At 39.7% G+C, this 24,621-nt stretch carries 21 protein-coding genes; 11 read left to right on the top strand and 10 right to left on the bottom strand.

Annotated features, from left to right (window positions below; translation table 11 throughout):
* Positions 1-813: 813 nt before the first annotated feature.
* On the bottom strand, positions 814-1,467 hold the full coding sequence (locus ACVCDT_RS05085) for a GNAT family N-acetyltransferase (RefSeq protein ID WP_447131666.1): 654 nt from the start codon (positions 1,465-1,467) through the stop codon (positions 814-816).
* A 169-nt stretch (positions 1,468-1,636) separates the two neighbouring features.
* A complete protein-coding gene (locus ACVCDT_RS05080) occupies positions 1,637-2,005 on the bottom strand; it encodes a DUF3192 domain-containing protein (protein WP_447131665.1) in 369 nt (122 codons plus the stop codon).
* A 208-nt stretch (positions 2,006-2,213) separates the two neighbouring features.
* Between ACVCDT_RS05080 and ACVCDT_RS05075 the strand changes: the two genes are divergently transcribed.
* Complete coding sequence (locus ACVCDT_RS05075) at positions 2,214-2,525, top strand: hypothetical protein (RefSeq protein WP_447131664.1); 312 nt, start codon at positions 2,214-2,216, stop codon at positions 2,523-2,525.
* Here the strand turns inward: ACVCDT_RS05075 and syd are convergent.
* On the bottom strand, positions 2,509-3,063 hold the full coding sequence (syd, locus tag ACVCDT_RS05070; protein ID WP_447131663.1) for a SecY-interacting protein: 555 nt from the start codon (positions 3,061-3,063) through the stop codon (positions 2,509-2,511). The genes ACVCDT_RS05075 and syd overlap by 17 nt on opposite strands.
* Positions 3,064-3,198: 135 nt before the next feature.
* Here syd and queF point away from each other — a divergent pair, with 135 nt between their 5' ends.
* The 5 genes from queF (at position 3,199) to ACVCDT_RS05045 (ending at position 8,081) form a co-directional block, all read left to right on the top strand.
* Entirely contained in the window at positions 3,199-4,038 is an 840-nt protein-coding gene (gene queF / locus ACVCDT_RS05065) for an NADPH-dependent 7-cyano-7-deazaguanine reductase QueF (RefSeq protein WP_447131662.1), read from the top strand.
* A gap of 67 nt (positions 4,039-4,105) precedes the next feature.
* Entirely contained in the window at positions 4,106-5,464 is a 1,359-nt protein-coding gene (gene ppnN / locus ACVCDT_RS05060; RefSeq protein ID WP_447131661.1) for a nucleotide 5'-monophosphate nucleosidase PpnN, read from the top strand.
* A gap of 89 nt (positions 5,465-5,553) precedes the next feature.
* Positions 5,554-5,928: a DUF3192 domain-containing protein gene (locus ACVCDT_RS05055; protein WP_447131660.1), complete on the top strand. Its 375-nt coding sequence runs from the start codon at positions 5,554-5,556 to the stop codon at positions 5,926-5,928.
* The gene (locus ACVCDT_RS05050; RefSeq protein ID WP_447131659.1) at positions 5,929-7,677 is read left to right on the top strand and encodes an HDOD domain-containing protein; all 1,749 of its coding nucleotides are present in this window, start codon (positions 5,929-5,931) and stop codon (positions 7,675-7,677) included.
* A gap of 101 nt (positions 7,678-7,778) precedes the next feature.
* Positions 7,779-8,081 carry a ComEA family DNA-binding protein gene (locus ACVCDT_RS05045; protein WP_447131658.1) on the top strand — a complete coding sequence of 101 codons (303 nt, stop codon included), beginning with the start codon at positions 7,779-7,781 and terminating at the stop codon, positions 8,079-8,081.
* 41 nt (positions 8,082-8,122) lie between these two features.
* On the opposite strand, the gene galU is transcribed toward ACVCDT_RS05045, so the two are convergent.
* Together galU and ACVCDT_RS05035 are read right to left on the bottom strand one after the other, a co-directional pair.
* Positions 8,123-9,016, bottom strand: coding sequence for a UTP--glucose-1-phosphate uridylyltransferase GalU (galU, locus tag ACVCDT_RS05040; protein WP_447131657.1), 894 nt, complete (start codon positions 9,014-9,016; stop codon positions 8,123-8,125).
* Complete coding sequence (locus tag ACVCDT_RS05035) at positions 9,013-10,359, bottom strand: UDP-glucose dehydrogenase family protein (protein ID WP_447131656.1); 1,347 nt, start codon at positions 10,357-10,359, stop codon at positions 9,013-9,015. Before ACVCDT_RS05035 ends, galU begins: the two co-directional genes overlap by 4 nt.
* Positions 10,360-10,621: 262 nt before the next feature.
* On the opposite strand from ACVCDT_RS05035, the gene ACVCDT_RS05030 reads away from it, so the two are divergent.
* From ACVCDT_RS05030 to ACVCDT_RS05015, 4 genes are all read left to right on the top strand, one after another.
* Positions 10,622-11,002: a hypothetical protein gene (locus ACVCDT_RS05030; protein ID WP_447131655.1), complete on the top strand. Its 381-nt coding sequence runs from the start codon at positions 10,622-10,624 to the stop codon at positions 11,000-11,002.
* An 89-nt stretch (positions 11,003-11,091) separates the two neighbouring features.
* Positions 11,092-11,787 (top strand): YjbF family lipoprotein, encoded by a 696-nt coding sequence (locus ACVCDT_RS05025; RefSeq protein ID WP_447131654.1) that lies wholly within the window; start codon positions 11,092-11,094, stop codon positions 11,785-11,787.
* A 2-nt stretch (positions 11,788-11,789) separates the two neighbouring features.
* Complete coding sequence (locus ACVCDT_RS05020) at positions 11,790-12,533, top strand: capsule biosynthesis GfcC family protein (RefSeq protein WP_447131653.1); 744 nt, start codon at positions 11,790-11,792, stop codon at positions 12,531-12,533.
* The gene (locus tag ACVCDT_RS05015; RefSeq protein ID WP_447131652.1) at positions 12,530-14,662 is read left to right on the top strand and encodes a YjbH domain-containing protein; all 2,133 of its coding nucleotides are present in this window, start codon (positions 12,530-12,532) and stop codon (positions 14,660-14,662) included. Before ACVCDT_RS05020 ends, ACVCDT_RS05015 begins: the two co-directional genes overlap by 4 nt.
* A 44-nt stretch (positions 14,663-14,706) precedes the next feature.
* On the opposite strand, the gene ACVCDT_RS05010 is transcribed toward ACVCDT_RS05015, so the two are convergent.
* From ACVCDT_RS05010 to ACVCDT_RS04990, 5 genes are all read right to left on the bottom strand, one after another.
* Positions 14,707-15,573 (bottom strand): glycosyltransferase family 2 protein, encoded by an 867-nt coding sequence (locus ACVCDT_RS05010; RefSeq protein WP_447131651.1) that lies wholly within the window; start codon positions 15,571-15,573, stop codon positions 14,707-14,709.
* The gene (locus ACVCDT_RS05005; RefSeq protein WP_447131682.1) at positions 15,570-16,394 is read right to left on the bottom strand and encodes a glycosyltransferase; all 825 of its coding nucleotides are present in this window, start codon (positions 16,392-16,394) and stop codon (positions 15,570-15,572) included. Before ACVCDT_RS05005 ends, ACVCDT_RS05010 begins: the two co-directional genes overlap by 4 nt.
* A gap of 301 nt (positions 16,395-16,695) precedes the next feature.
* A complete protein-coding gene (locus ACVCDT_RS05000; protein ID WP_447131650.1) occupies positions 16,696-18,456 on the bottom strand; it encodes a glycosyltransferase family 2 protein in 1,761 nt (586 codons plus the stop codon).
* A 38-nt stretch (positions 18,457-18,494) separates the two neighbouring features.
* A complete protein-coding gene (locus tag ACVCDT_RS04995) occupies positions 18,495-19,598 on the bottom strand; it encodes a sulfotransferase (protein WP_447131649.1) in 1,104 nt (367 codons plus the stop codon).
* 311 nt (positions 19,599-19,909) lie between these two features.
* On the bottom strand, positions 19,910-21,772 hold the full coding sequence (locus ACVCDT_RS04990; protein WP_447131648.1) for a LicD family protein: 1,863 nt from the start codon (positions 21,770-21,772) through the stop codon (positions 19,910-19,912).
* 457 nt (positions 21,773-22,229) lie between these two features.
* Here ACVCDT_RS04990 and ACVCDT_RS04985 point away from each other — a divergent pair, with 457 nt between their 5' ends.
* Positions 22,230-24,587, top strand: a complete 2,358-nt coding sequence (locus tag ACVCDT_RS04985; RefSeq protein WP_447131647.1) for a rhamnan synthesis F family protein — start codon at positions 22,230-22,232, stop codon at positions 24,585-24,587.
* Positions 24,588-24,621: the final 34 nt, after the last annotated feature.

The following is a 24,621-nucleotide window of genomic DNA, read 5'->3' as shown; positions in this document are numbered from 1 at the left end:
TTTTTGTGGCTGTAGACAAAAAGTAAGTCACACAGAAGGGATTCTGTGTGAAAAACATCAAGGATGATGCGCGAAGCGTGCTTTTAAATTTAAGCCAAGCCCAATGACCGCTATCTGCTAAAAACACTAAATCAAAATTAACTTTGCGGTAAAAAATAAAACCTTTATCAGGCAAAGTGTCGATTAATTCCTATGAATCAATGCCACATAGGAAAAAGGCGTGACTTGAACATTTCAAGACACGCCTTTATAGAATTTTGAGGGTCCATCTCTGCGCTCCATTGCAAAATCTTTCCTTAAAATATCCTTATTACGCCCTTTCCCTCCAGTCTCATTCATCCCGATGAGCCACTCATCCTGAGTGTGTCCTTTGTCCTTTCATCTCGTAATCTAACGAGGCGCCATCCTGACGTGTCCTTTTCCTTAGTTTAACCATCCATGTCAAACAACACATCTATGTGTTTCCTAGTCCTTTGCCTTATTTCCTTTTAAGGCCTCATCCTGAGTTCCTATCCTTAAATGAGTCCCCTTGACTCATCGACTTCATCTATGAAGTAATCCAGTTCGTCCTTGTGTCATCCTGACTCGTCGTGTTTCCTTGTGACGATATTAAAGATAGAGGAATGAAAAAAGATTGCGACATCCAAGTTTTTAATTCTGCATAAAAAAAGCCCTTAAAAATAAGGGCTTAATAAAAAAACTATATAAAACAATAAATTAAAAATAAGGAGGGAATTTTTTGAGCAATCTTTAGGACTTTACTTACGGCTTTGTACGAAATCTCTTACAAAGCTTATAGCAAAATCTCCCAGCTTATAAGTTCAGCTCTCTAGGCCTAAACATTAAATGCCCGTTAATATGACCCACTTGTAATTCCTCGACTAAACTATAGTGCCCATCTTCGAAAAAAGACAAACATTTAGGTAAGGTTACATACATAGCAATACCCTCACTATCGGGGTTTTCGAGCATTATGCCTTCTATCGCGCTCATTAATACATGTCCTAAGCCATGGTGTTGTTGATCGGGATGTACACCAATTAAAGACAACATATGAAAGTGTTTAGCCGGCACCCGATCTCGCACTATGGTTTCTTTTTCGACCATCTGCTTGGTGCCAAAATATCCGGCCGTTAACAACATTTTGAGTCGCCAATGCCAAAATCGATTTGGCCCTAATGTTGAATCAGGGCAAACTAGACAAGCTACTGCTACTAAGCGTTCGTCATCAAATAGGCCTATCATAGGTTGCTTGGCTAACCAAAAGGCGTTTAACTCTTCTCGAATCGCCGAGCGTAAGCGCGACTCATACCCTTCTTTTTCACTTTGAAATATATCTAAAAATAAGGGATCGTCATGGTAGGCTAAATATAAAATTGACGCGGCAATTTTAAGATCTTCTGCTGCAAGATAAACCGCCTTTATATTAGCGACATCAGCAATTTGTTGTTCTTGTAGTTCTGTCACGTTTTATTGTCCAATCCTGTTTTTGCCTACTTTACCTTATAGGCCACCTCATGTTAACAAGATGTTAAGCCTTTAACAGAAATTACACATAAATTTTTAACACTATTTCCAATCTAATGGCAAAAGTTAAGCAAGCCGAATTGCTCAGCCAATTCGGCTTGCTACAAAATTAACGCTCTAGAAATTGGTAGGCACTATCTCCCCAGCCAACCAATAGATCATTTTTAAACACTAAAGGGGTACATTCGTCTTTAGTGGTCACACCGTCACCTTCGGTACGATGAGTTCGATAGAACAATACTCTATAGGTATTGCCGTCTTTTTCGAAAAATTCATTAAAATCCGCTGTGCCTAAACGGTTTTTCACTACTTGAAAATCCTGATTTGGCATTAGTTGGGCGATGAGTTGACGATTTTTACGCTCTTGTTTTTCCCAATCAGATTGATGACTATAATTGCCATCCCCATCCACAGAGATCACACATCCACTTAATCCAATGGTTAAACCCACTAACCCAGCCGTTAATAACTTTTTCATGTCACTTTCCTTTTCTTTTTTTATTGCTTCAATATGCTAAATTAAGCATGCTTAAAATGTTGAGTTACACTCAATGGGCTTAATCTATTCAAAATTAAGGCCAACATATTAAGCTGTTGTATTTAAAGGAATTATTTTAAATTTAAGGCTTTTGAATTCAGTTTAAAATAGTGAAAAAGTTAATAAATTAGGGGTTTTGACCAATAAAATGCACGACATCGACAAAATCATTAAAATTTGTAGTGATTTAGCCCAGCAAGGAAAAACGCCCACTGTAGCTTTGATCCGCAATCATGCTTCTCAGCCACTACCTATTCCAGTGGTAATTAAAGGCCTGCAGCGATGGAAAACTCAGCCTGATGTGAGAAAGTCAAATAACACACCTGTTGAGTCACAGAACTTAACTACTAAGCCTAATAATCACTCTTTGACTCAACGAGTTGCCGAATTAGAAAAGCAAGTTAAAGAGCTAAAACAGATTATTACCCACTTAACTCAGTCAGTTAACAATCAGCCGTAGATGAAGGCGACAAGGTAACAATGAAGTCGGCTAAATTTGGCGCCAATACTTGCTTTGGCTCTAATCCAACTTGTTCAAGTACAACTTGCCCCGACTGATTATCAATACTCAAAATAAAATCTTCTTCGTCGGTTAATGCAAAAAACAAGGTTATTGGCTGCCTAAGCCTTTTTTTCATTAAGACATGCCCAACTAAATTTTGTTGTAATCGTTCAAAGTCATCTTGATTCCAAGCTTGCAACAACTGGCAAGCCCCCTGGGTGGTTTTAGCATTTAAGTTATCACTCCAAAACGCTGTAAAAAAACTCACAATATCTGGATGAATTTGAATATCTAAAGCTTTGGCTAAATCAGTTAGTTGGGTAGCTGAATTACGTTTTACCGGGCTCCATAAAACCTGCCCTTGCTGCTGAGATTGATAACACTCAGAAGGCCATTGAGGATCATATTCAATCGTTAACATATCTGGATGGGATTGTGCCATAGCCTGATATTTTTGGATAAATTGGCTTAGCGCATGGCTTACAGGATCGCTCATTGGGAATACTCTTAGGGTTAAACTACCTGACTATTATCTAGTAGTACTTGCAATTTTCCAAGAGTGGGCTGTCGAGCCTGCTTTGGATAAGGTAAACTTGAGCTATTCAAGACGACACTTAATAAAAGAATTATTGTGAGCCAAGACATAGACAAACACGCCACCCTTGCCAAACTAAATTTAGGTAAAGCCACTGACTATATAGAGTCATACAGCCCTGAGTTACTGCAAGCTGTGCCAAGAAGCATGAATAGAGCTGAGCTAAACTTGACTGAAAGTTTACCCTTTACGGGCACAGACAGATGGAATGGATACGAACTTTCTTGGTTAAACCTCAAGGGCAAACCACAAGTGGCTATTATGCGTTGTGAGGTGCCAGCTTCTTCACCTGACTTAATCGAATCTAAATCATTTAAATTGTATTTAAATAGCTTTAATCAAAGTCGCTTTGAGTCTAGCGAACAGGTAAAAAACCTTTTAATTCAGGACTTATCTTTATGTGCTAAAGGCAAGGTCACAGTAAATTTATTTTCTGCTCAGCAATTTAATCAACTACAACTTGGCAGTATGGCGGCTGAGTCGATTGATGAATTAGACATTGAAATAGATAACTACCAATTAAACACAAATTATCTAACAGTTGCAGAAAATGAAGTAGAGGAAACCCTTACTAGTGACTTGCTTAAATCCAATTGTTTAATCACCAATCAACCAGATTGGGGTAGCGTTTTTATAAGGTATCAAGGCAAGCAAATTAATCGAGAAGGCTTGTTACGTTATTTGATTTCATTCAGACAACATAATGAATTTCATGAGCAATGTGTCGAACGCATATTTTGCGATATATTCAACAGCTGTAAACCACAAAAGCTCAGCGTTTATGCCCGTTACACTAGGCGCGGAGGGTTAGACATCAACCCATTTAGAAGTAACTTTGAAACTATCTATCCTGAATTTAGATTAGCTAGGCAATAAATCAATAGTCGCAAATTAAGCAATATATAGTTAGATTAACCCTTTACCTTCATTTAGTTAGGTGGTTATGCAAAAAATTCAACTCAATCCATTAGGGGCAATGAGTCAACTTTCACAATTGGAAGTTAATTTACTGAATCAATCAACTGACAGTGAGTTATATCAACTCTTTCGCAACTGTTGTTTAGCAGTGTTATATAGCGGTGCAGAAATTGATAACAGTGATAATATCTTTGCTCCCCACCATGACTTTGCCGTGAATTTAATTAGCCGCGAGCGAGGGGTAAAAGTTGAATTGGTTAATCCACCCGCCCATGCATTTGTAGACGGTAAATTGATTAAAGGGGTGCACGAGCATATTTTTTCGGTACTGCGCGACCTATTGCACATGGGGGCCAAATATTCAGCCCAAGCCTTAAAAGCCCCGCAGGATTCTGACTACATTACGCATAGCGTGTTTGACATATTACGTCATGCTCAAACCATTAAAAATACCGCTGAACTTAATATGGTGGTGTGCTGGGGTGGACACTCTATTGGTGAAATTGAATATCAATATACTAAAGAAGTAGGTTATCAATTAGGCCTTAGAGAGCTTAATATTTGCACTGGCTGCGGCCCAGGCGCAATGAAAGGTCCTATGAAAGGTGCCACTATAGGTCATGCCAAACAAAGGTATAAACATGGTCGCTATTTAGGCTTAACCGAGCCAGGTATTATTGCCGCTGAGCCACCTAATGCCATAGTGAATGAGCTGGTCATCATGCCCGATATTGAAAAGCGCTTAGAGGCCTTTTTACGTTTATCCCATGCCATAGTTATTTTCCCTGGTGGCGCGGGTACCGCTGAAGAGTTGTTGTACCTAATAGGTATTATGCTCGACCCAAGAAATGCGCAACAAGTCTTGCCTATTATTTTAACTGGCCCTGAGCAAAGCAAAGCCTATTTTGAATCTATCGACCATTTTATTGGCGAAACACTGGGCAAAGAGGCGCAAAGTTTATATCAAATAGTAGTGGGCGATGCGGCCAAAGTAGCTAAAATCATTAAAAACAAACAAGCTCAAGTGCGAGATTATCGTAGAACAACAGGTGACTCTTACGATTTTAATTGGTCGTTAAAAATAGCCCACGAATTTCAACAACCTTTTAGCCCAGATCATCAAAGCATGGCGCAATTAAACCTACATTTAGATCAAGAGAAAACTGCATTAGCTGCCACCTTGCGTAAAACCTTCTCTGGCATAGTTGCAGGCAATGTAAAAGCCGAAGGTGTAGCCTTAATCAAACAACAAGGACCGTTTCAACTTAGTGGCGAGCCTAAGTTAATGCAAATGATGGACAAATTATTAGAATCATTTGTTGAACAACAAAGAATGAAACTCCCTGGCAGTGCTTATGTGCCTTGCTATCAAATTAGTAAATAAGTTGGGATAGCCAAAATACAAGATTAATAAACTGAAAAGCACCCACACTTTAGATATCATATAAACGAGCTAACGTTAGAAAGACACTTATGAATAAAAAAGTTGTTAAGAGAATTGTTATAGGCATGGGCTTGTATGCCCTCTTTGTGGCTGCGGTGATCACCTTTTACCCAGACACGCCTCAAGATATGGATTGGAAAGATCGCGAAGAATATAACAAAATTCAAATTTCTAAACTCGAGTTAGGCTTAGAAAAGAAAAACATTCTAAAACTATTAGGCAGCCCAGATATTACCGAAGCTAAACGCAATGGTGACACTGAGTTACAAGTAATGTTCTATCGTACACAGCACAAGCAAGCTGATGGCATCACCACTTTAGATGAATGTACTGCCTTACTATTTGAAAATAATGAATTAATTGCATGGGGCGACAATGCCTATCAGGCATTTATCGACGGCTAAATGACACAAACGCCAGAGCAACTTATTAGGCAGCAGTATATTGCTCTGGCAAAGTTACTTAAGGCCTATCAAACTCCATCCACAGATATACAGCTGATTAGAGATAACCTAGCTTTTTGTCAGTCTTTGTATAAGCTTGCTAACTCACAGCCCAATTTAGTTTTTGCTCAACCCCAGTTATATAAAACTCAGCTTCCATACTGGGTAAACCTTAGTTTTAATGCCTGTGTATTTAGCTGTTTAATTGCAATAAGAAACCGCTTTGATCCTAATCTGTGCATTCAACTTATGTGTAGCACTATTAGTGTTTTTGCGCGCTCTCATTCACAAATCAAAGCTTATCACTTAGCCCCCAATCACCGCGCCCAAATACTGCTACAGCCACAACCCAAAGCTATGGCAAATTTATTGATTAAATATAGGCAAAACATTTGGCAACTGAGTGATAAGGCCTGCAGTAATAAAAAAGTTACCCAACAAAGTTACCTGCAGACACTCAGTCCAGAATCTGCAGTTTGTTATTTTGCACAAAAACTCGCGTTATTGTGTACGCCTAACAAAACTGGCCTAGCATGTACTTTTGCCGCAGCGTTAAAACGCCTGACTTTACAAACTAGCTCAGGTTTTTACGCACTATTATCCCCTTTAGTGGCCTATCCTGGACTTATTCCACCCGGTAGTTATGTTAAAGACAACCAGCAGACTATCCAGCTAGTTTTAGCCTTACATCCATCAGGTTTGGTTTGTCAAAAACTAGCAACTAATACTCAGCCAAGTAAGGCTTCAGATAGCCCCCCTATTAGCTTAATCAAGGATAACGCGATTAAGCAGCAATACCCTTGTCAGGCTTTGAAAAGGTTGGTGCGCTTAAATCTGTATTGGGGTGAGGCCTTTAATACCTGGTGTCATGCACAAAAAACGCCTTGCACAGCAGCGGCTTTTCCATCGGTTCCCATAGGCAAAGCTCCTGCCTCTTTATTAGTGCTTCAAGATCAACTTAAAGCAGCCCAAACCGATATTCAGTTAGTGGTAAAAGCCATTAGTAATGAACCAGAATATGTTCAGCAGTTATTATCTAGTGCTTCTATCAGTAACAGGCAAAAACAAGCTGTGCATAATCTACAACAGGCCATTGCTATGTTGGGGTTTGAAAGATGCGCTAGCATTTTGCTACAACACGCTTTGTTAGCTAGGCTCAATCAGTCTCACTTTCCCTTACAACAAAAATTTTACCACTTTACTCAACTTACGGTATTTATCGCTAAGGAGCTAAGCAAAACTTACCAGCCAGATGCCATGCATATGATGGGCGACATAGTGTATTTTTTGTTGTCTCGACTCTTTACGCTTGCTAGCCAGCGAACCTTAAATCATTGGTATACTGAGCCCAGTAATACCTATTCAGTAGAAGGTTTAATAAAGGGAGAGCAAGCCAAAGAGTTAAAATCAGGTGCAATTAAATTGGCCCATGCATGGCAACAACCAGAACTCATTTTAACCCTATTGAAACAACACGATCTCCCACTTAGCCACAAAGCTAATAACCAGCAGCTTGCCCTCTTAACGTCAATACTTTCGGCAAGTTTAAGCATGGCTAATGAGATTTATTTTTCCAAAGAAATGGATAAATCCCCTGCCAATTCCAGGCTTTCTGAAGTTTTAGATACCCTCTCTCTATCCGCACCACAATGGACCAAATTAACCCAGTCTCTGGCGGCAAAGTCAGGGGTATTCTGCCCTTTGTTTTAACTGAATCAAATTGCTTTGCAGCTTTACGAATACTTAAGCGTGAACTATGTTTGAGTAGGTGCATTTGCATCAAAATGGAATCTACAAGAAGGACTTTAATCATGAACAAACTCATCTTTGTATTACTGCTGTGCTTTGGATATTTAACTTTGACTAGCCAAGTTGTTTTCGCTGAAGGTAAAAAAAGTCAGGTATCACAAATGCAAACCGCTAGCATCAATCTAAACACCGCTACTTTAGATCAATTGGTCACTTTGCCTGGTGTAGGTAAAAGAAAGGCCGCAGCCATAATTGAATATCGCACTAAAAACGGTAAGTTTAAGTCGGTTGATGAACTAACTAAGGTAAAAGGCGTTGGGGTAAAAATGCTGGCTAAACTAAAAGGCCATATAAAAGTGAGTTAAAAGTCAAAGGCCACTCAGACAAACTCTGAGCGGCCTTTTATTTAAAGTTTTAAACTTGAAATAAAGTCTTTAAAATCTTCTGCCAATTCAGGGTGGCGTAACGCATATTCTACATTTGCGGTCATGTAACCAAGTTTACTGCCACAGTCATGGCTTCTGCCTTTCATGTAATAGGCGTCTACTTGTTCGGTTTTCATTAACGATGATATGGCATCTGTTAGTTGAACTTCATCACCGGCGCCAGGCGGTGTAAATTCTAATAAATCCCATATTTTTCCAGACAATACGTATCGGCCAACCACAGCTAAATCTGAGGGTGCGTCGGCTAGGTCGGGCTTTTCTACCATATCGTGGATTTTTCCTGACTCACCTTGTTTAAGTTCAAGCCCTTCTAAATCTACTACCCCATATTTACTTACATCTTCATGTGGCACTTGCTCAACCATAATCTGGCTAACACGGCTAGTGTTAAACTTAGCCACCATGTCTGCTAGATTATCTTTTTTCAAATTACTGGCATATTCATCAATAATCACATCCGGCAAGACAACCGCAAATGGCGCGTCACCTACCATAGGACGAGCACATAATACGGCATGGCCTAAACCTTTAGCTACACCTTGGCGCACGTGCATAATAGTCACGTCTTTAGGGCAAATACCTTGTACTGCTTCAAGTAATTGGCGCTTTACCCGTTTTTCTAGGGTGGCTTCTAATTCAAAACTGGTATCAAAGTGATTTTCAATGCTGTTTTTACTGGCATGAGTAACTAAAATAATTTCTTTTATTCCCGCTGCCACACACTCTGCTACCACGTATTGAATAAGTGGTTTATCCACTACAGGTAACATTTCTTTTGGGATAGCCTTAGTGGCTGGTAACATTCTGGTGCCCAAACCTGCAACAGGTATGACGGCTTTTTTTACTTGGCTCATAATGAGTGCCCTTTTACTGATAATCCTCGACCTATTGCATAGTAATGCAATCCATATTCCATCATGAGTTTTGGCTCAAATAAATTACGCCCGTCAAAAATTAATGGCATGGATAGTTTTTGTTTTATTAACTCAAAATCTGGTGCTCTAAAGGCTTGCCACTCTGTGCAGATTACCAAAAAGTCAGCCCCTTCTAAGGCGGCCTCTTTTGTACCCATTAAAGACAAATCCTCTCGACTGCCATAGATACGCTGGGTTTCTTCCATCGCTTCTGGATCAAAGGCTTTTACCTTAGCACCTGCAGCCCATAACCTTTCCATTAATACGCGGCTAGAAGCTTCGCGCATATCGTCAGTATTGGGCTTAAATGATAAACCCCATAAAGCCACTGTTTTACCTGCTAGTTCACCATTAAAGTGTGAGTGAATATATTCAAATAATTTTTCTTTTTGTGCGTAGTTAACTTCTTCTACCGCCTGCAATACTCGAGCAGTATAACCGGCAGCTGTTGCACTTTTAGCGAGCGCTTGCACATCTTTAGGGAAACATGAGCCACCATAGCCACACCCCGGATAAATAAATTGATAACCAATTCTAGGATCTGAGCCAATTCCTCTTCTAACGTTTTCAATATCAGCGCCAAACACTTCAGCTAAATTAGACATTTCGTTCATAAAGCTAATTTTGGTGGCTAACATACAATTGGCTGCATACTTAGTCAGCTCTGCACTGCGTATGTCCATCACTATGATTTTGTCGTGGTTGCGGTTAAAGGGTGAATACAACTCACGCAATTTTTTCTCGGCTTTTTCGCTATCTGTCCCTAAGATAATGCGATCTGGGCGCATACAATCATTTACCGCTGCGCCTTCTTTAAGAAATTCAGGGTTAGATACCACATCATAAGTAACAGATTTGTTCGCACTGGCTAAGGTTGCGGCGATTTTTGCCTTTACTTTGTCTGCTGTACCAACAGGAACTGTAGATTTGTTGATCACGATTTTATGCGACTGCATATGAGTGGCGATGGTTTCGGCAACGGCCAAAACATACTTTAAATCCGCTGAGCCATCTTCATCTGGTGGTGTGCCAACTGCAATAAAGATTACTTCCCCGTGTTTAATTCCCTTGGCGGCATCTGTAGTAAAATCAACACGACCAGCCTGATAGTTAGAGGTAACTAAAGGCGTGAGTCCAGGTTCATAAATAGGAATTTGCCCTTCTTTTAATTTATCGACTTTATTTTGGTCTACATCAACACAAACTACATCATGACCCACTTCTGCCATAACTGCAGCCTGTACAAGGCCTACATATCCAATTCCGAATACTGTTACTTTCATCTACCTTAGATCCCTTCAACTAAACACAGGCTTATACCAAGCTTACACTTAGTTATAAAATGACCGCAATAAAAGCAAAAACTGTAGCTAAATACAAGGCTTGATTTAGTCGCATAGCCTGAGCCTGAGTGCCAACCAGTATAAATACCTAAAAGCTTGCAAAAAAACCTCTACTATATTTAAATTCTCCTATTGAGCTAGTTAACGTATTCAATTACACTCACAGGTAATTGATAAAATTCAAACTCCAAGGGAACGTACAATGAAAAAAATTCTTATTGCTGCATCTGCAGCTTTATGTTTCGCAGGCGGTGCAGTAGCGCAAGAGAATGCAGGTGGCAGTAATGCATCAGCTTCTGCTGCTGGTGGCCTAACAGACGAAAAAGTACTTAAAGTAGGTGCTGCTGCTGCTGTTGTTGGAGCTTTTATTCTAAACAGCCGTGGTAAATCAACAGTTAAAATTGATCCAGTAGATCCAATCGATCCGGTTGATCCACCACCAACTCCAACTTGTAATGGTTCAGATCCATTAGTTGATGGCGTTTGTACTGGCACTTCTACAACAGTGACAGTAACTGGTACTGGTACTATGACTAGCACCATCACTGTTCCAGTGACTTTTACTTACTTGCCATCTGTTTAAGTAAGCATTTCAGTATAAAAGCCGCCAAATGGGCGGCTTTTTTATTGCTAGTTATTTAATTTACCTTCTAACTGCGGATATTATTGCGAATGAAAATAAAAGTCTTAGCCTTAAATATAGTGGCTTTTGTTTTTATCAGTGGTTGCAGCGCCACTTTTCAATCCTATTATCAAACCCTTAGCTATGCTTTTTCTCCGCCTATTATTAAACAACCTACTCTTGAACAGATAAAAAGCTCTGAGGTTGATCTTATTTCAGTTAAATATGGCGATAGACCAAGTGTGATCATGGCCTTAGCTTTCATTGAACAAGAGCAACACAAATGGGTATCTAGTGATCATGCTGTATTGGTTATGGAAAAAGGCCGAGTGGTAAGAACCCTTGGCTTAAAATCTGACCTTTTATTTGTATCTAATCTGCATCAAGATCCGCTAAAGTCTTTAGCAAGCTTACCTAAGCAAAAACTCTCCCCATGGCAAACTATTATCGACCTTAACAATGGTATGTTTGGCGTCGAAATCCAATCTACTATACAGACACCAATCATAGAAAAACTATCTGAGCTCAATTTACAGCTAGACACCTGGCATTACCAAGAAGAGTTTGAATACTTATCTGATTCAGCGTTTAAAGATCTTGAGCCCCAATGGACCAATCATTATTGGCTAGCTGCAAATGGCCAGCAAATAAAAAGTGTGCAAAAGCTTTCTCCTTTTACAGAGCATATACAGATTACTTACTTGAGCAGAATTGCCCGCTTAAAACCTCAATCTTTGGATCACTAACCATGCAGCAGCCTTTCGTTTTATTTTTGTCTTTTATGGCTTTGCTTAGCAGTTACTGTACACAAGCTGAAGTCACTATTAGCTTTCAACAACAAGACTATCAATTTAAGCATCAACCCTATTTAACTGAGGTTCTGGCTCCCTTAGCACAAAAGCAAGCTTGGTATTGGCCAAGTGCTGCGCTTTATAAAAACAGTGATGAGGGTTTAAACCACACTAAAGTACAGGTATTAACAACACTGAAATTGTTGTTAAACCAGTATCAAAAAAAACAGCCCGAGCTAGCTCAATCTATTCAAGCATTAATAACAGAAATACAGAGTTGGAGGTTAGCTTATCGTTTACCTACGCAAATAGACTACGATCTAACTCGGCTTCAACCTTCTAAGAACCCACGCTTAACCCCAGGGCATTACATTTTATATTTAAGTGAGCGTAAGCCTAGCGTAGAAGTGTTTGGCGCGATACAACAAAGTAAAACCCTAACACACCACAATCATAGCGATATAAATCGCTACCTTAAGCAAATTAACTTGTCTAACTTGGCCGACCAAGATTATGTAATTTTACTGCAAGCTGATGGGCGTCAACTAAAAGTACCTGTAGCTTATTGGAACAAAATCTATCAAGAGGCCATGCCTGGCAGTCAAATTTTTGTGCCTTTTAAAGCCAGGTTTTTTCAAGCTGAATTTGACACCCTCAATCAGCAGATTGTTCAACTTGCCGCCAATAGGTTAGCTAAATGAGTCTAAGTTTAATCCGTCATCCAATTAAGCTTTGTGTTGTGTTGACTCTGTCAGTGCTAAGCAGTCAGGGAGCACTAGCCCAACAATCTGCCAAGGGTTATTTTGTTCAAGCTAGCAATTCAAGTTCTCTTATGGCTCATGGGGGAACGGGTTTAATTCAAACCCCGACCTCTCGAATGTTAAACGATGGCGACTTGCGGGTTAGTTATTCAGACAACGACCAATACCGATTTTGGTCTGCAACTCTGCAGTTGTACCCATGGTTACAGTCTACTGTGCGCTACACAGACGTTCGTACTCGATTATATAGCCCTTTCCCTAGCTTTAGTGGCGATCAGACCTTAAAAGACAAAGGCATTGACCTTAAACTGCGACTTTTAAAAGAAAGTTACTATTTACCCGAAGTGTCCATAGGATTTAGAGACTTTGGTGGAACAGGATTTTTTGAAAGTGAATTTATTGGTTTAAGTAAAAAAACCAACAATCTTAATTTTCACCTAAATATTGGTTGGGGTTATTTAGGTTCCAACAATAATATTGCTAACCCGTTTTGCCAAATACAAGAAGACTATTGTACCCGACCTGGTGGTTTTGCCGGATTAGGAGGAAAAATCGATTATCAACGATTTTTCAAAGGCCCTGCCGCCATTTTTGGTGGTATTGAATATCAAACCCCTTGGCAGCCATTACGTTTAAAACTAGAGTACGAAGGTAACAACTATCAACATGATCGTGCAGGCGAACTTGAGCAAAAAAGCCGCTGGAACATTGGCGCGGCCTATAAATGGAAAAACTTCGACTTTAGCCTTAATTACCAAAGGGGTAACACCTTAGGCTTTGCCCTTAGCTATAACTTTAACTTGCATCAGGTAACGCAAACCAAAATAGATAACCCTAAGCGTCAACTTCCTGCTGAAGGTAATAATGATTTTACCCTTGCCCAAATTGATGGGGCCAAGCTAACCCAAGACCTGTATTATCACGCTGGATTTGCGGTCAATACCTCACACCTAACCGACTCAGTTGTCACACTTTATGGTCAACAATTAAGTTACCGAGACGAACAAGAAGCCGTTGAACGTGTTGCTAGAGTGGTTGCCTCTGAGCTACCTGATTCTGTTGATACCTATCGTATAGTAGACACTGTAGGCGCAGTGCCCTTAGTAGAAACGCAAATAGACGCTAAAGCCTTTAAACAATATGCACGTTATCAAACCTTAGAGCCGAATATTCAAGACACTTACTCACGCAACGATTTGAGTCAAGACACTTTGGAGCACTTTAACCCAACTAATACCTCAGGCTTTTTCACTGGCATAGAAGCCTTTTGGATCCAGACCTTTGGCAACCCAGAAGCACTTTATTTATACCAAGGTGGAATTTTAGCTAATGCAGGGTATAGCTTTAACGGCAAAGTAAGCCTATCCAGCACCATAAAAGTTAACCTATTCGAGAACTTTGACAAATTTAACTTTACCACCGACCGGGCGCCCAGCACTTTGCCTAGGGTAAGAACTAACATTCGAGAATACGTATCGAATAACGATATTTCCATGCAAAACTTGTATTTACACTGGAACGACAGAGTGGCTAAAAACCTTTATGCGCAAGCTTATGCAGGGTATTTAGAAACCATGTATGGCGGCCTAGGCGCAGAAGTATTATATCGCCCCGTAGACACCTCACTAGCAATTGGCTTCGACATTAACTATGTGCAGCAACGTGCCTTTGATGATGAGTTTGAGCTGTTCGACTATAAAGTTTTAACTGGGCACCTTAACCTCTATTGGCAGCCTGAAATGCTTAAAGACGCTTTGTTAACCGTAAAGGTAGGGCAATATTTAGCTAAAGATAGAGGGGTGACCTTTGACTTTGCTAAGCGCTTTGACAGTGGCATAGTAGTAGGTGCCTATGCAGCCTTTACTAATGTTAGTGCAGAAGAATATGGAGAAGGCAGTTTTACTAAAGGTTTTTATCTTTCTATCCCCTTCGACCTATTTTCGATTAAGCCATCGCTTGGCAGAGGAGAGTTGCCCTGGATCCCCATCTCGCGAGACGGCGGTCAACCCTTAAATAAACCCATAGAATTATATGGTCTGACGAATGAACGCTCGCCTTTTGTTCGTTAAATTAAGCAAAGATAACTGGTAGTGATAAAAGTTGAGTTTTATCTCTACCAGTTATCGTTAAAGGCACCTTGGCGTTTTAATAGGCCGTCCCATAATCCACACAGCATAAAGCGGATCCGGGCGCGTTTATTATTTTGCAGTAATGAGTTGGCAAAAAATCGGATGGGTAACACCAGTAGATTGCGTACTTTCCAATAGGTCGGTACATAACCTCGGCGAGTCAAAATAAGGATGTTTCTAAATTGATAATACAGTCGAATGGGTGAGCCAACTTTATAGGTTATGCCGGCAAATTTACTGCGACTGTCACCTAACTTATGTACCATTTCAACTTTTTGCGCTATAGCTACAGATAAGTTTTTATTTCTGGCTCGCCAACACCACTCGTGATCCACCCCATCTATAAAGAGCTTTTCATCTTTAAAACCAATCAAAGGTAATTTAGCTAAATCGATCATCATGCCAGATGAAATGATTTGAGTTACGCAGACTAAATTTTCGTAAACAGAAATTTCACGTTGTAATCGGGGTTTAACGGTTTTTTCGGAGAATGAACAAATGATCCTAGGGCCTATGGCCACTATCGGGCGCTCTTCTACTTTTGACGCCACCAATAAACTAGACAACCTAAAGGCTAAGTCGTCATCAATCTCACTGTCTTGATCTAATAACAAGCCAAATTCGCATCCTGCGGTCATTAGATCGTTAAGACCAATATTATGCGCAGCTGCTATTCCAATATTGTTAGGAAAGTGATGATAATGAACATTATGTTTAGCAATAGAAATATCGGTAGCTGTAGGTGAGTTGTCAACAATACTCAGAACTTCTACTTGTTTGGCAATGGTTTGTATTAGCCTAGAGGTCAACTCCATGTCTGGCTTGTACAAAATAATGGTGGCGCCTATCAATGATGTTTCACCTTTTTTGCCAATAAAAATCTATCTAACTTGTACGCAACTTTCACTATTTTAGACGGCATTAATCTTAATAATAAAACTAAAAAGGCATAAAGCAGGTTACCAATAGAGTAGCGCTTTAGTTTTTTCATGGCGTAAAATCGCGCTTTAAATTCATTTAACGACTTATTTAAACCACGCCTTTTATAAAAATCATTTACCCGTCTGAAATTGAGCAATTTCTCAGCTAAATTTGCAAACTTATAGCCATCACTCATCAAATCAATCCACAAAAAATAGTCCTGAGTGTTCATTAACTCTTCGCGGTACCTGTGACCTGCGGCAAAAACCGCAAATCTCACCGCCACTGTAGGATGATTTATAGCACAGCGTTTAGGTAAATATTTAGCAATATGTTTATGTCGTAACGGCAACTTACGTTTTCCAACCGCTTTACCTTTTTCATTAATTTCTGTTAAGGCTGTGCCTAAAACCGACACATCAGCATGAGCTTCAAAATAAGCTATTTGTTTTTCTAGTCGATTGGCGGCTGAAATATCATCGGCATCCATACGGAAAAAGTACTGCGCCTGATGGCTTAGTCCTAACTCTATAACAAAGTTCATGCTGGCACTAAGTCCTTGATTTACTTTGTTTTCAATTAAAAGTACCGCGGTATGCTGTTGAGCTATATCGAGTAAATAATCTTTAAGTTCTGCGGCCACTGGGCCATCTATCACAATAACAAAAGAAAAATCTTGGTAAGTCTGTGCCAGCATACTTTTAACTGCTTCAGTCACCCACTCAAGACGATCTTCTGAATAAACAGCCATGCCAATAACTACATGGTTAAATGTGTAATCTTCAATATCGCTAAGATAAGAATATTGTTTATTTGAGTTAATACCTACAACCCTTTGAATTGACTCGAGCAGTAACACTGACACAAGTTAAAATTTGATGAATAAAAATTGACAGTAAGATAACAGAAATTGCTATAAATTCCTGTTTTTATTCATGCCACATTGGCTGTTTTAGCTGCAAAATTGGCGCACTTATAGCCAAAAGTCTAATTATTAATCTAACCCTTATAAATTTTATCTAAACATTTCATGGGCTTGCCTCGCTCGCTTTTTACTCTTTCAGCTCGGCAATGGCAAAGTTTTCTCTGTGTAAGGTCAAATTAGGGTTATAAGCCGGATCTTGCTGAATATACTGGCTCCAATTTAATTGCAGGTAATCTAGCTCTGATTGAAAGCGTGAACGCTTTTCTTGAGTATCTTCATCTCCCCTTGATACAGACTCATGATGATAAAGCTCGGCTTCAGCACAATACAAATTGCGCCTACCTAACTTAAGCACTTTTAAGCAAAAATCCACATCGTTAAAGGCCACTGATAAGTGTTTTTCGTTCAGCCCACCCACTTGCTCAAAGTCCGATTTTTTTACTAACAAACAAGCAGCAGTTACCGCACTAAAATTATTAGTTGCAGCTAAACGCTTAGCATAACCGGCATGATCTTTAGGGAAATATTTATGTGCATGCCCTGCTCCGCCGCCATAACCTAAAACCACGCCAGCATGTTGAATTCTGTCGTCTGGATACAAAAGCTTAGCCCCAACACAACCTATGTCTTGGCGTAAAACATGCCCTAACATATCGGTTAACCAACTAGGTGTAATCACTTCAATATCGTTATTCACTAAAGCTAGCACTTCACCTTTGGCATGACCTACAGCAAAGTTATTGATGGCCGAATAATTAAAGGCATGAGGGTACTTAAGTAGCCTAACCTTTGGCTCGAGCTCATCTAAACTGGCAAAGTAGGCTAGCGATTCAGGCTCGTCAGAATTATTGTCAATGAGTAAAATTTCGTAATTTGGGTAAGTCGTTTTAGATAAGATTGAGTCAATGCAGGTTTTAACTAAGCTTTTGGCATTTTTGGTTGGAATAATCAAACTTACTAAAGGCTGATCCGTTTGATGCCATGACACTTTAGCCACACTGGGCATTTTGCTTGGTACAACTTGGATATTAGGTAGAGCAATGGCCGCTAGTTGCTGTGGCCACAAATAATCATATTGATGCTTTTGATGGACTAAACAAAAAGGAAAATGCTCAATGGCTATTGCGTTTTGTTGAACATAAAGCTTGGCCAGCCACAGTGCCACCACACTTGGGTGAAAATGACTTTGAGCAAATTCACAAAAGTTTAGTATAAGCTGCTCACCCTTGAGCAACACAGCGGTTTTTATATATCCCGTACTAAGCTGTAAATCAGGATTCCAATCTGGATAAAACTCAGCTAAATACCGCTCACCTTGTTCATTTAACCGATCAATATCACAATAAGCCACAGAGGGATGGTTTTCACTTGCCGAAGCCAAAGCAAACATCTCAATAGCTTTGTCATGTAAATAATCACCACTACGCAGCACTAGCAAAGAAGAGTGAATTTGCTTACAGGCCTCAGTACTAAATAACGTTACCCTGCCTGAAAACTCTGGGTTGACACTAATAGGCTCAACCGCCCGTTCTTGCCCTAAAATATAAATTTCACCAGTGGGAAAACGCTCACATAAATGCCTTAGGGTGGCTTGATCCATACTAAGGTGGCCAGACAAAATAACTAAGCATTGAATATTGGCTGGCTGTGCCGAAGCCTGAGTCAAGATGGCCATTTTTTGTTGCTGCCAGGCCATATTTTTTACATACAATTGCTGTAACTTTCGCGGTGAGGGAAAACCATAAAATAAACCAGACTTTTTTAAGCTCTTGCTATACAAATTATGTAGCCACAAATGCTGACGCATTTTTACTCTGGTTTGTTTAGGCAATAAACCAACAAGCGATTTAACTGCTAACATTAGATGCTTGGCGATGGGCTTATTCACAACTCGACTTCCTAAATAGTTTTATCAAGCTCATCAAATTATCGCCTAATACCCAATTTGCTGGTAACAGACTTAATCCAAGTTCGCCCTGCAAGGCGGGCCTTAGAAAAATAATAAAAGTATTGATACTTTCTGGCACAAGAATCTATAAACAACTGATAAAACTCTTGATTTTCAATGGGTTGGCAAGCGGCTACAGCCTGAGTTAATAGATAATAGTCTGAACTCAAGTTAACTTGCAGATAATCACAAACCGTTAAAAATTGTTGCGCTGAAATCGTCTGCTGAACATAAGGCTTAGCCATCATTTGTGGCATGTCTTTAATTAACGGATCTAACTCTGTGGTATTTAATTTTTGCGCATAATGACTTAATAACTCAGAGTAATGTTGTGCATCTTTAAGATATTGCTCTTGAGGGATCAAAGAATACTGCTCTATGCCAGCAGAAAAACTTTGTAGCGCTCTATCTACCACGCCTTGATAAGATTCTAACTGAAACTGATTAAACCAACGTTTAAACTCTAAGGCTTCAAACTGGTAGGAGTTATTAACTATAGGCAGGTTAACCCTTTCATCTACGCCCAATACAGATAATAAATCCGACACTATATTAGCGTGGGTAAAGTATTGCTCGCCATACAGGCGCAAGTGCAAGCTCTGTGGGTCAAAACGCTCAGTAAACTCAACTAACCTATCCATAAAAGGTAAACGCTTTCTTTGCACAGGGTTAAGGGGCTTTATTTGATAATGGCGCTTGACCGACTGATTGTAACTCGATTCTTTGGTTTCTATGGGGTTACGAACATAGGCAATAAATTTTGCCTGGGGAATTGCCGCCTGTAATTCATCCATTTGACGAAAGAAAAATTCTGAAGACAACAGCAAAATGGCATAGTCGCTAGCCATAAATTGCTCAATCAGGGCTGCTAAACGTTCGGTATTTAGCTTTAATTGTTTATTGTCATCTAAATCGTAAAGGCTATCCACATTACCTGAGCTAACACCATTGGCATCCACTTTATGTGCCGGATAAAACACACCATGTTTTTTTAAAATTAAAGGGTTACTGTTTAACCACTTTTGTACCGCAGAGGTACCTGTTTTAGGCGGGCCTACGTGAATGTATATTTTTTTATTCAAATCAACAGTCTGCTCTTGTATACAGATAAAATTATTAGACGCTTTTGCTTAGCCTATCCATGACAATTCCATGTTTGCAGCTTACCTTAGCCAAAAACACATGAACGGTTCTATTTGCTTTTATCTATTAGTCGTAAATAAGCTGGATATTAAGCCAACACTGTGGCCTCACTAACTTTCGTTGAGGCGCATTTTAGCCTGTAATGGTTTGGGATTAAAAGCACTTATGGCAAACATCTTTACTGAGATAAATAAGCTTGCTAGTTAGCCTTTTATGTCAAGGCTAACTAGTTTACTAGTGCAGCAGACTGCTAAACACCTTCTGAGGTTTTAATTGGCCAAGGCCATTCATGAAACTTATCCGAAACATGCCAAGTTTCGCCATATCTTTGTTGTAAAAACCCTTCTACATCAGCTGGTGCCATAAAGTTTTCGCCAGCCAATTGTATTGGCTTTCTATCGGCTAAAATTGCTTTAGGTATGCCTCTTATTTTCATTTTTTCCATATGTAACATAGCGTTATCAGCATTATTCCAGTAGGGGAACACGTCAATCATAATGTTAGTTTCTCGAAGAATTAAATGAATATTCAGGTTGCTCATTACTTTATCGGTACTGATGCGATACTTACTTTTATCAAACTGCGCAATTAATTTGTCTCTAAGAGCAATAACCTTGTCTCTATTTAACTCTGGCTCAGAAAATTCAATCAAAATATCCACATCGTCATCATGGGGGATAAACGCTTGGTTACGATGGGCACCAAGCAATGTGCCATAGGCTAAACAGGGTCTTAAGCCTAACTCAGTTAAATCGGCCATGACGGTTTTTAAGGTATGCAACACCTCTGGTACATTTTGAACCAGCATACCTTGCTGCGCTAAGCCATGTTTAGTGAATTTTAACAAAGGTTGCTGATGCTTTTCACGCAAGATGTTTAGTTCGGCTTCTAACACTTCCACATTATCACTAAAGGCAAGTAAACGCTCAAAAGCTAATAATGAGCATTTCAATCGCACTTGGGTATAGGCAAACACATAGTAAGCTAAGACTTTTAATTCTTTATTTAATTTAGCTAGTTCTGGTGCTTTGGCCGCCCAAACTGAAATAAAGTTTAAAGCAAAAAAGGCCAGCTTTTTATCTAGAGGCGCCTTTTCAAGTGCGGCTAAGAGTAAATCTACAGGCTTTTCACATAGCATTTGAAGATCACTAATACCAATGTTTTTTACTTCCAATATATCTAAGGTGGTAAGTAAAAATTTGGCAATATTCAACGAAGAAAAGGGAGCATATAATTCACTTTCTTTAGCGTTTTTATCAAGCGATGTTATACGTAACTTTTGTGCCCGATTGCCCCATTTATCACGTCTATTAACCACTTCTATGCGTTTCACAAATTGCAAAGACGCAAAGCTAACAGTCAACCAAGGCGTATTTTCTCGTTTAGAATGAAAACCTTGCCCCAGAACTACTTTAGTTGAGTGCGGGTCGGGGTTATGTGACGAGCTACAAGACACAGACATTTTTTCCACTGAAATCAGCTGATTATTCTCATCAAAGAGTTTTATCCCAGCAATATTAAGATAACCAGCATCTTGCTCAACGCTAAAGGTCAATGACTGTAAAACTTGCTCAACGTCCACTTTTAATGGTTGATTTTTACCCCCACCAAAAAAACCGTAAGAAGGTGCAATGTTTCGAATATCAAATTCACTGCCTAAGGCGTGACGAATAAAGTCGCACACAGGGATCTCTAACAAGGTGCGTTGAGTCTTATTAAACAACATAAAAACCATACTTTCTGCCGAGTGCGGTCTTAGGGTGTTGATGTCTAACCTGATGGAAAAGTTAATTGAGTTAGCTACAGCAGGTTCGTCTTCATTCGCTGCTGTTGATTTGGCTGGAAAATGAAAACTCGCTATCACTCGCTTACCTGCTGTGGCAACTAATGTAGCTTGATGCTCAGGGTCAATTTTACATTGACCTTTTACTCTTAACCCTTGTTGAATTAAATTAATATGATTGTCGGCAGCTTTATATTCATGCGGTGTTAACTCGCATGGCTGCTCTGTGTCTAAAGAAGAAATATTGATACCTTTTAAACTATTCGTAACTTGATTTTGAGAATGTAAAACTGATGAAGAATGCGAAACGCGAAGATTGTTAGCTTGCACAATAACTCCATTTAATAACATGCTTCCATTTTTATTTAACTAGCAAACCAAATTGCTAGCATCCGCGTATTATATGGCAATCTGACCAAGTAGTCAGTAGGATATAATTAAAAAAAATAAATTTTATTGGCTCTACCTGTTTCTATAATCAGAAAGCTAAAGCTTGCTTAACAAGCATTGCCACTATTGGTAAGCTAATGGCATATTAAGTCTTTTTACTCAGAATCAATTTTTATCCATTGAACCAATTGACTCTGAGTGATTAAGCATCAAAAAACCTTTAGTATGCTAAAAACAGTAAAAAGGAACTTAATCTAGAGCTCGATAGATTACATCTCAAAATGCAATTTTTAATTCACCATTACTCCTAACCAATATAAACGGAATCAACCAATTGGAAGTAAACAATCAGCCTTTTTATCTATGCACAGGGTTCCACCGTAGTGGCACATCATTGGTGGCTAATACCTTAGCTAGCAACGGGGTGAATTTAGGTGAACAACTTATGGGCGCAAGTTTTGCTAACCCCAATGGTCATTTTGAAGATATTCCCGCGGTTAACTTACATGATCAAATATTAGGCGCCAATGCCACAGACTGGCGTTACTATGGCGAGCGTCAGTTAAAGGTCACAGCTTATTTTCAAACTAAACTCGAAAACTATTACCAGCAAAGATTACAGGCCACCAGCCCAACAAAATTACTAGGATTAAAAGATCCTCGCGCGGTGTTTTTTATTGAAAATTGGCATCAAGCCACGCAGGGCAATTTAAAAACCCTATTGGTCTATCGTGATTGGCGTTTTTCAATTTCATCTTTATATAAGCGCCATAGCCGCGAGTTATTACAATTTACTAGCCCCATTGCCCAGCGCAAGCTGGACTATCAATTTTGGCAACAGCCAGAGCTGGCAGCCAAAATGTGGCTAGCCTCGGCTAACGCCATGCTGAATTGGGTAAAACAGCACCCTCAAGACACTTTGTTATTTGAACAAAATGCCTTTGTTTCACAGCAGCAAGAATTAAAAACTCACGCTTTGCAAAAAGGTTTCGAAGCACAAATCCTTAGTTGCACAGTATTTGATAAAGCTTTAATGCAAGCCAATGTGCCACAGAGCCTTTTAGATATGGTTCCACAACAGCTGCAAAATAAGTGCAATCAAGCACAGGCAGAGCTCAATCAAGTGGCTGACGTTTTTACTGAAGAAAAGGTAATTAGCACACCCAGCGATGCACTTAGTCTTGCCCTTAAACAAAACTTGCCCGCTGAGTCGGTTGGACCTTCAACAGATTTAGCCTTAAACAATACCCTAGATTTATCTCAGCTTAGCTGGGAAGACGCCATTGAAACTTTACGCGCACTGCCTGCCGACTCAACTATTAATATCGACTGGAAAGCCCTGCTAGGGCGCGATAATTTAAAATCTACCCAGTACGATGCTTTATATGTAGTGGCCATTAAGTTTAAACAATGGCAAGTTGCAGAAAATGCCATCCACCGAGCCCTGGCATTTAAAGCTTATCATTATAGGTACATTCACTTAGGTGACATGTACATGCGCTACAAAATTCCAGAGCAAGCCAAACACTATTATCAATTAGCTCAAGAGCTGGCCCCCAATAATTCAGTGCCCTTAGCTAAACTGGCTGAAGTGGAAATTTTATTAGGTCAGCTTGAGCAGGCTCAGGCTTTAATTGATCAAGCCATACAACTCGACCCCACTAAGCCCGCTATTGCCAGTGCACAAAAGCGTTTAGCGCAAAAGGCTAAAGCTTTGCAACCTAAAGCCGAGCAAGTTCAAAGTCTTGGCATTATGCATACTATTGAGCACTACCAGCAGGTGGTGAAAGTAATGAGTACATCTTTTGAGCAAGGTAAAGCTTTAGATGACTACATGGTAAAAGCCGCCTTTATCATAAGAAATAATCAACAATGGTTAACTGATGGGCTTAAACACCTCTCGCCACGAGCACAAAGCTGTTTGTTAGATTATCTAGTAGCACATTTACGTAAGTATTGGCCAGATAGTGTGTTAAGCACTGAGCTGACTGAAACAGCAGAATTACCCCTAACACCCATTCATTTACCCAAACCTACGCCCCAAAGTGAGCTTAAAATTGGCTGTACCATTCATGTTTACCATCAACACTTGCTCCCCGAGTTGTTAACTTTTGTAAATCACTTACCTTATTTACATAAATTAGTGGTGACCTGCCCGCACAAGCTAGTTAATGCTTTAGAACTAGCCTTTAGCGAGTTTCAGCAAGTAGAAATAGTGGCGGTAGAAAACAGAGGAAGAGATATTTTACCTTGGTTAAGCATTGCACCTAAGCTTGAGTCATGCGATTTGGTGGTTAAGCTGCATACTAAATCCACCCCGCACTCCTCGGCACTGAGTGGCTGGCGATTGCAGTTATTGTGGATGTTATTAGGTGATCCAAACAGTATTCAAAAAATACTGGAAGCTTTTACCCATCAATCACAATTAGGTATGGTCATACCTAACTTTCATCCACACATAGCTAAACATATTAATTGGGGTGAAAACCAAGAGTTGGCAACAGAATTAGCGCAAAAACTACAGATTTCCCTGCCTGATAGCGCGCCTATTTTTCCTGCGGGTTCGATGTTTTGGTACCGCCCAAGTGCGTTGAAAAATATGACCAGTTACCCTTGGCAGCTTGAGGATTTTCCACAAGAGTCAGGGCAAATTGATGGCACCATAATGCATGCCCTTGAACGCATTTTATCTATCAATGTGCAACAACAAGGTTTTGATGTGGTGTTTTCCCAAGCGCTAACTTGGGAGCAATAAACCAAATATACTGGATAAGGCAGAGTCAAGCTAA

The sequence above is a fragment of the Paraglaciecola aestuariivivens genome, from assembly GCF_052983255.1.
The sequence above is the reverse complement of the archived record's forward strand: the minus strand, read 5'-3'. Positions and strand labels throughout refer to the sequence as shown.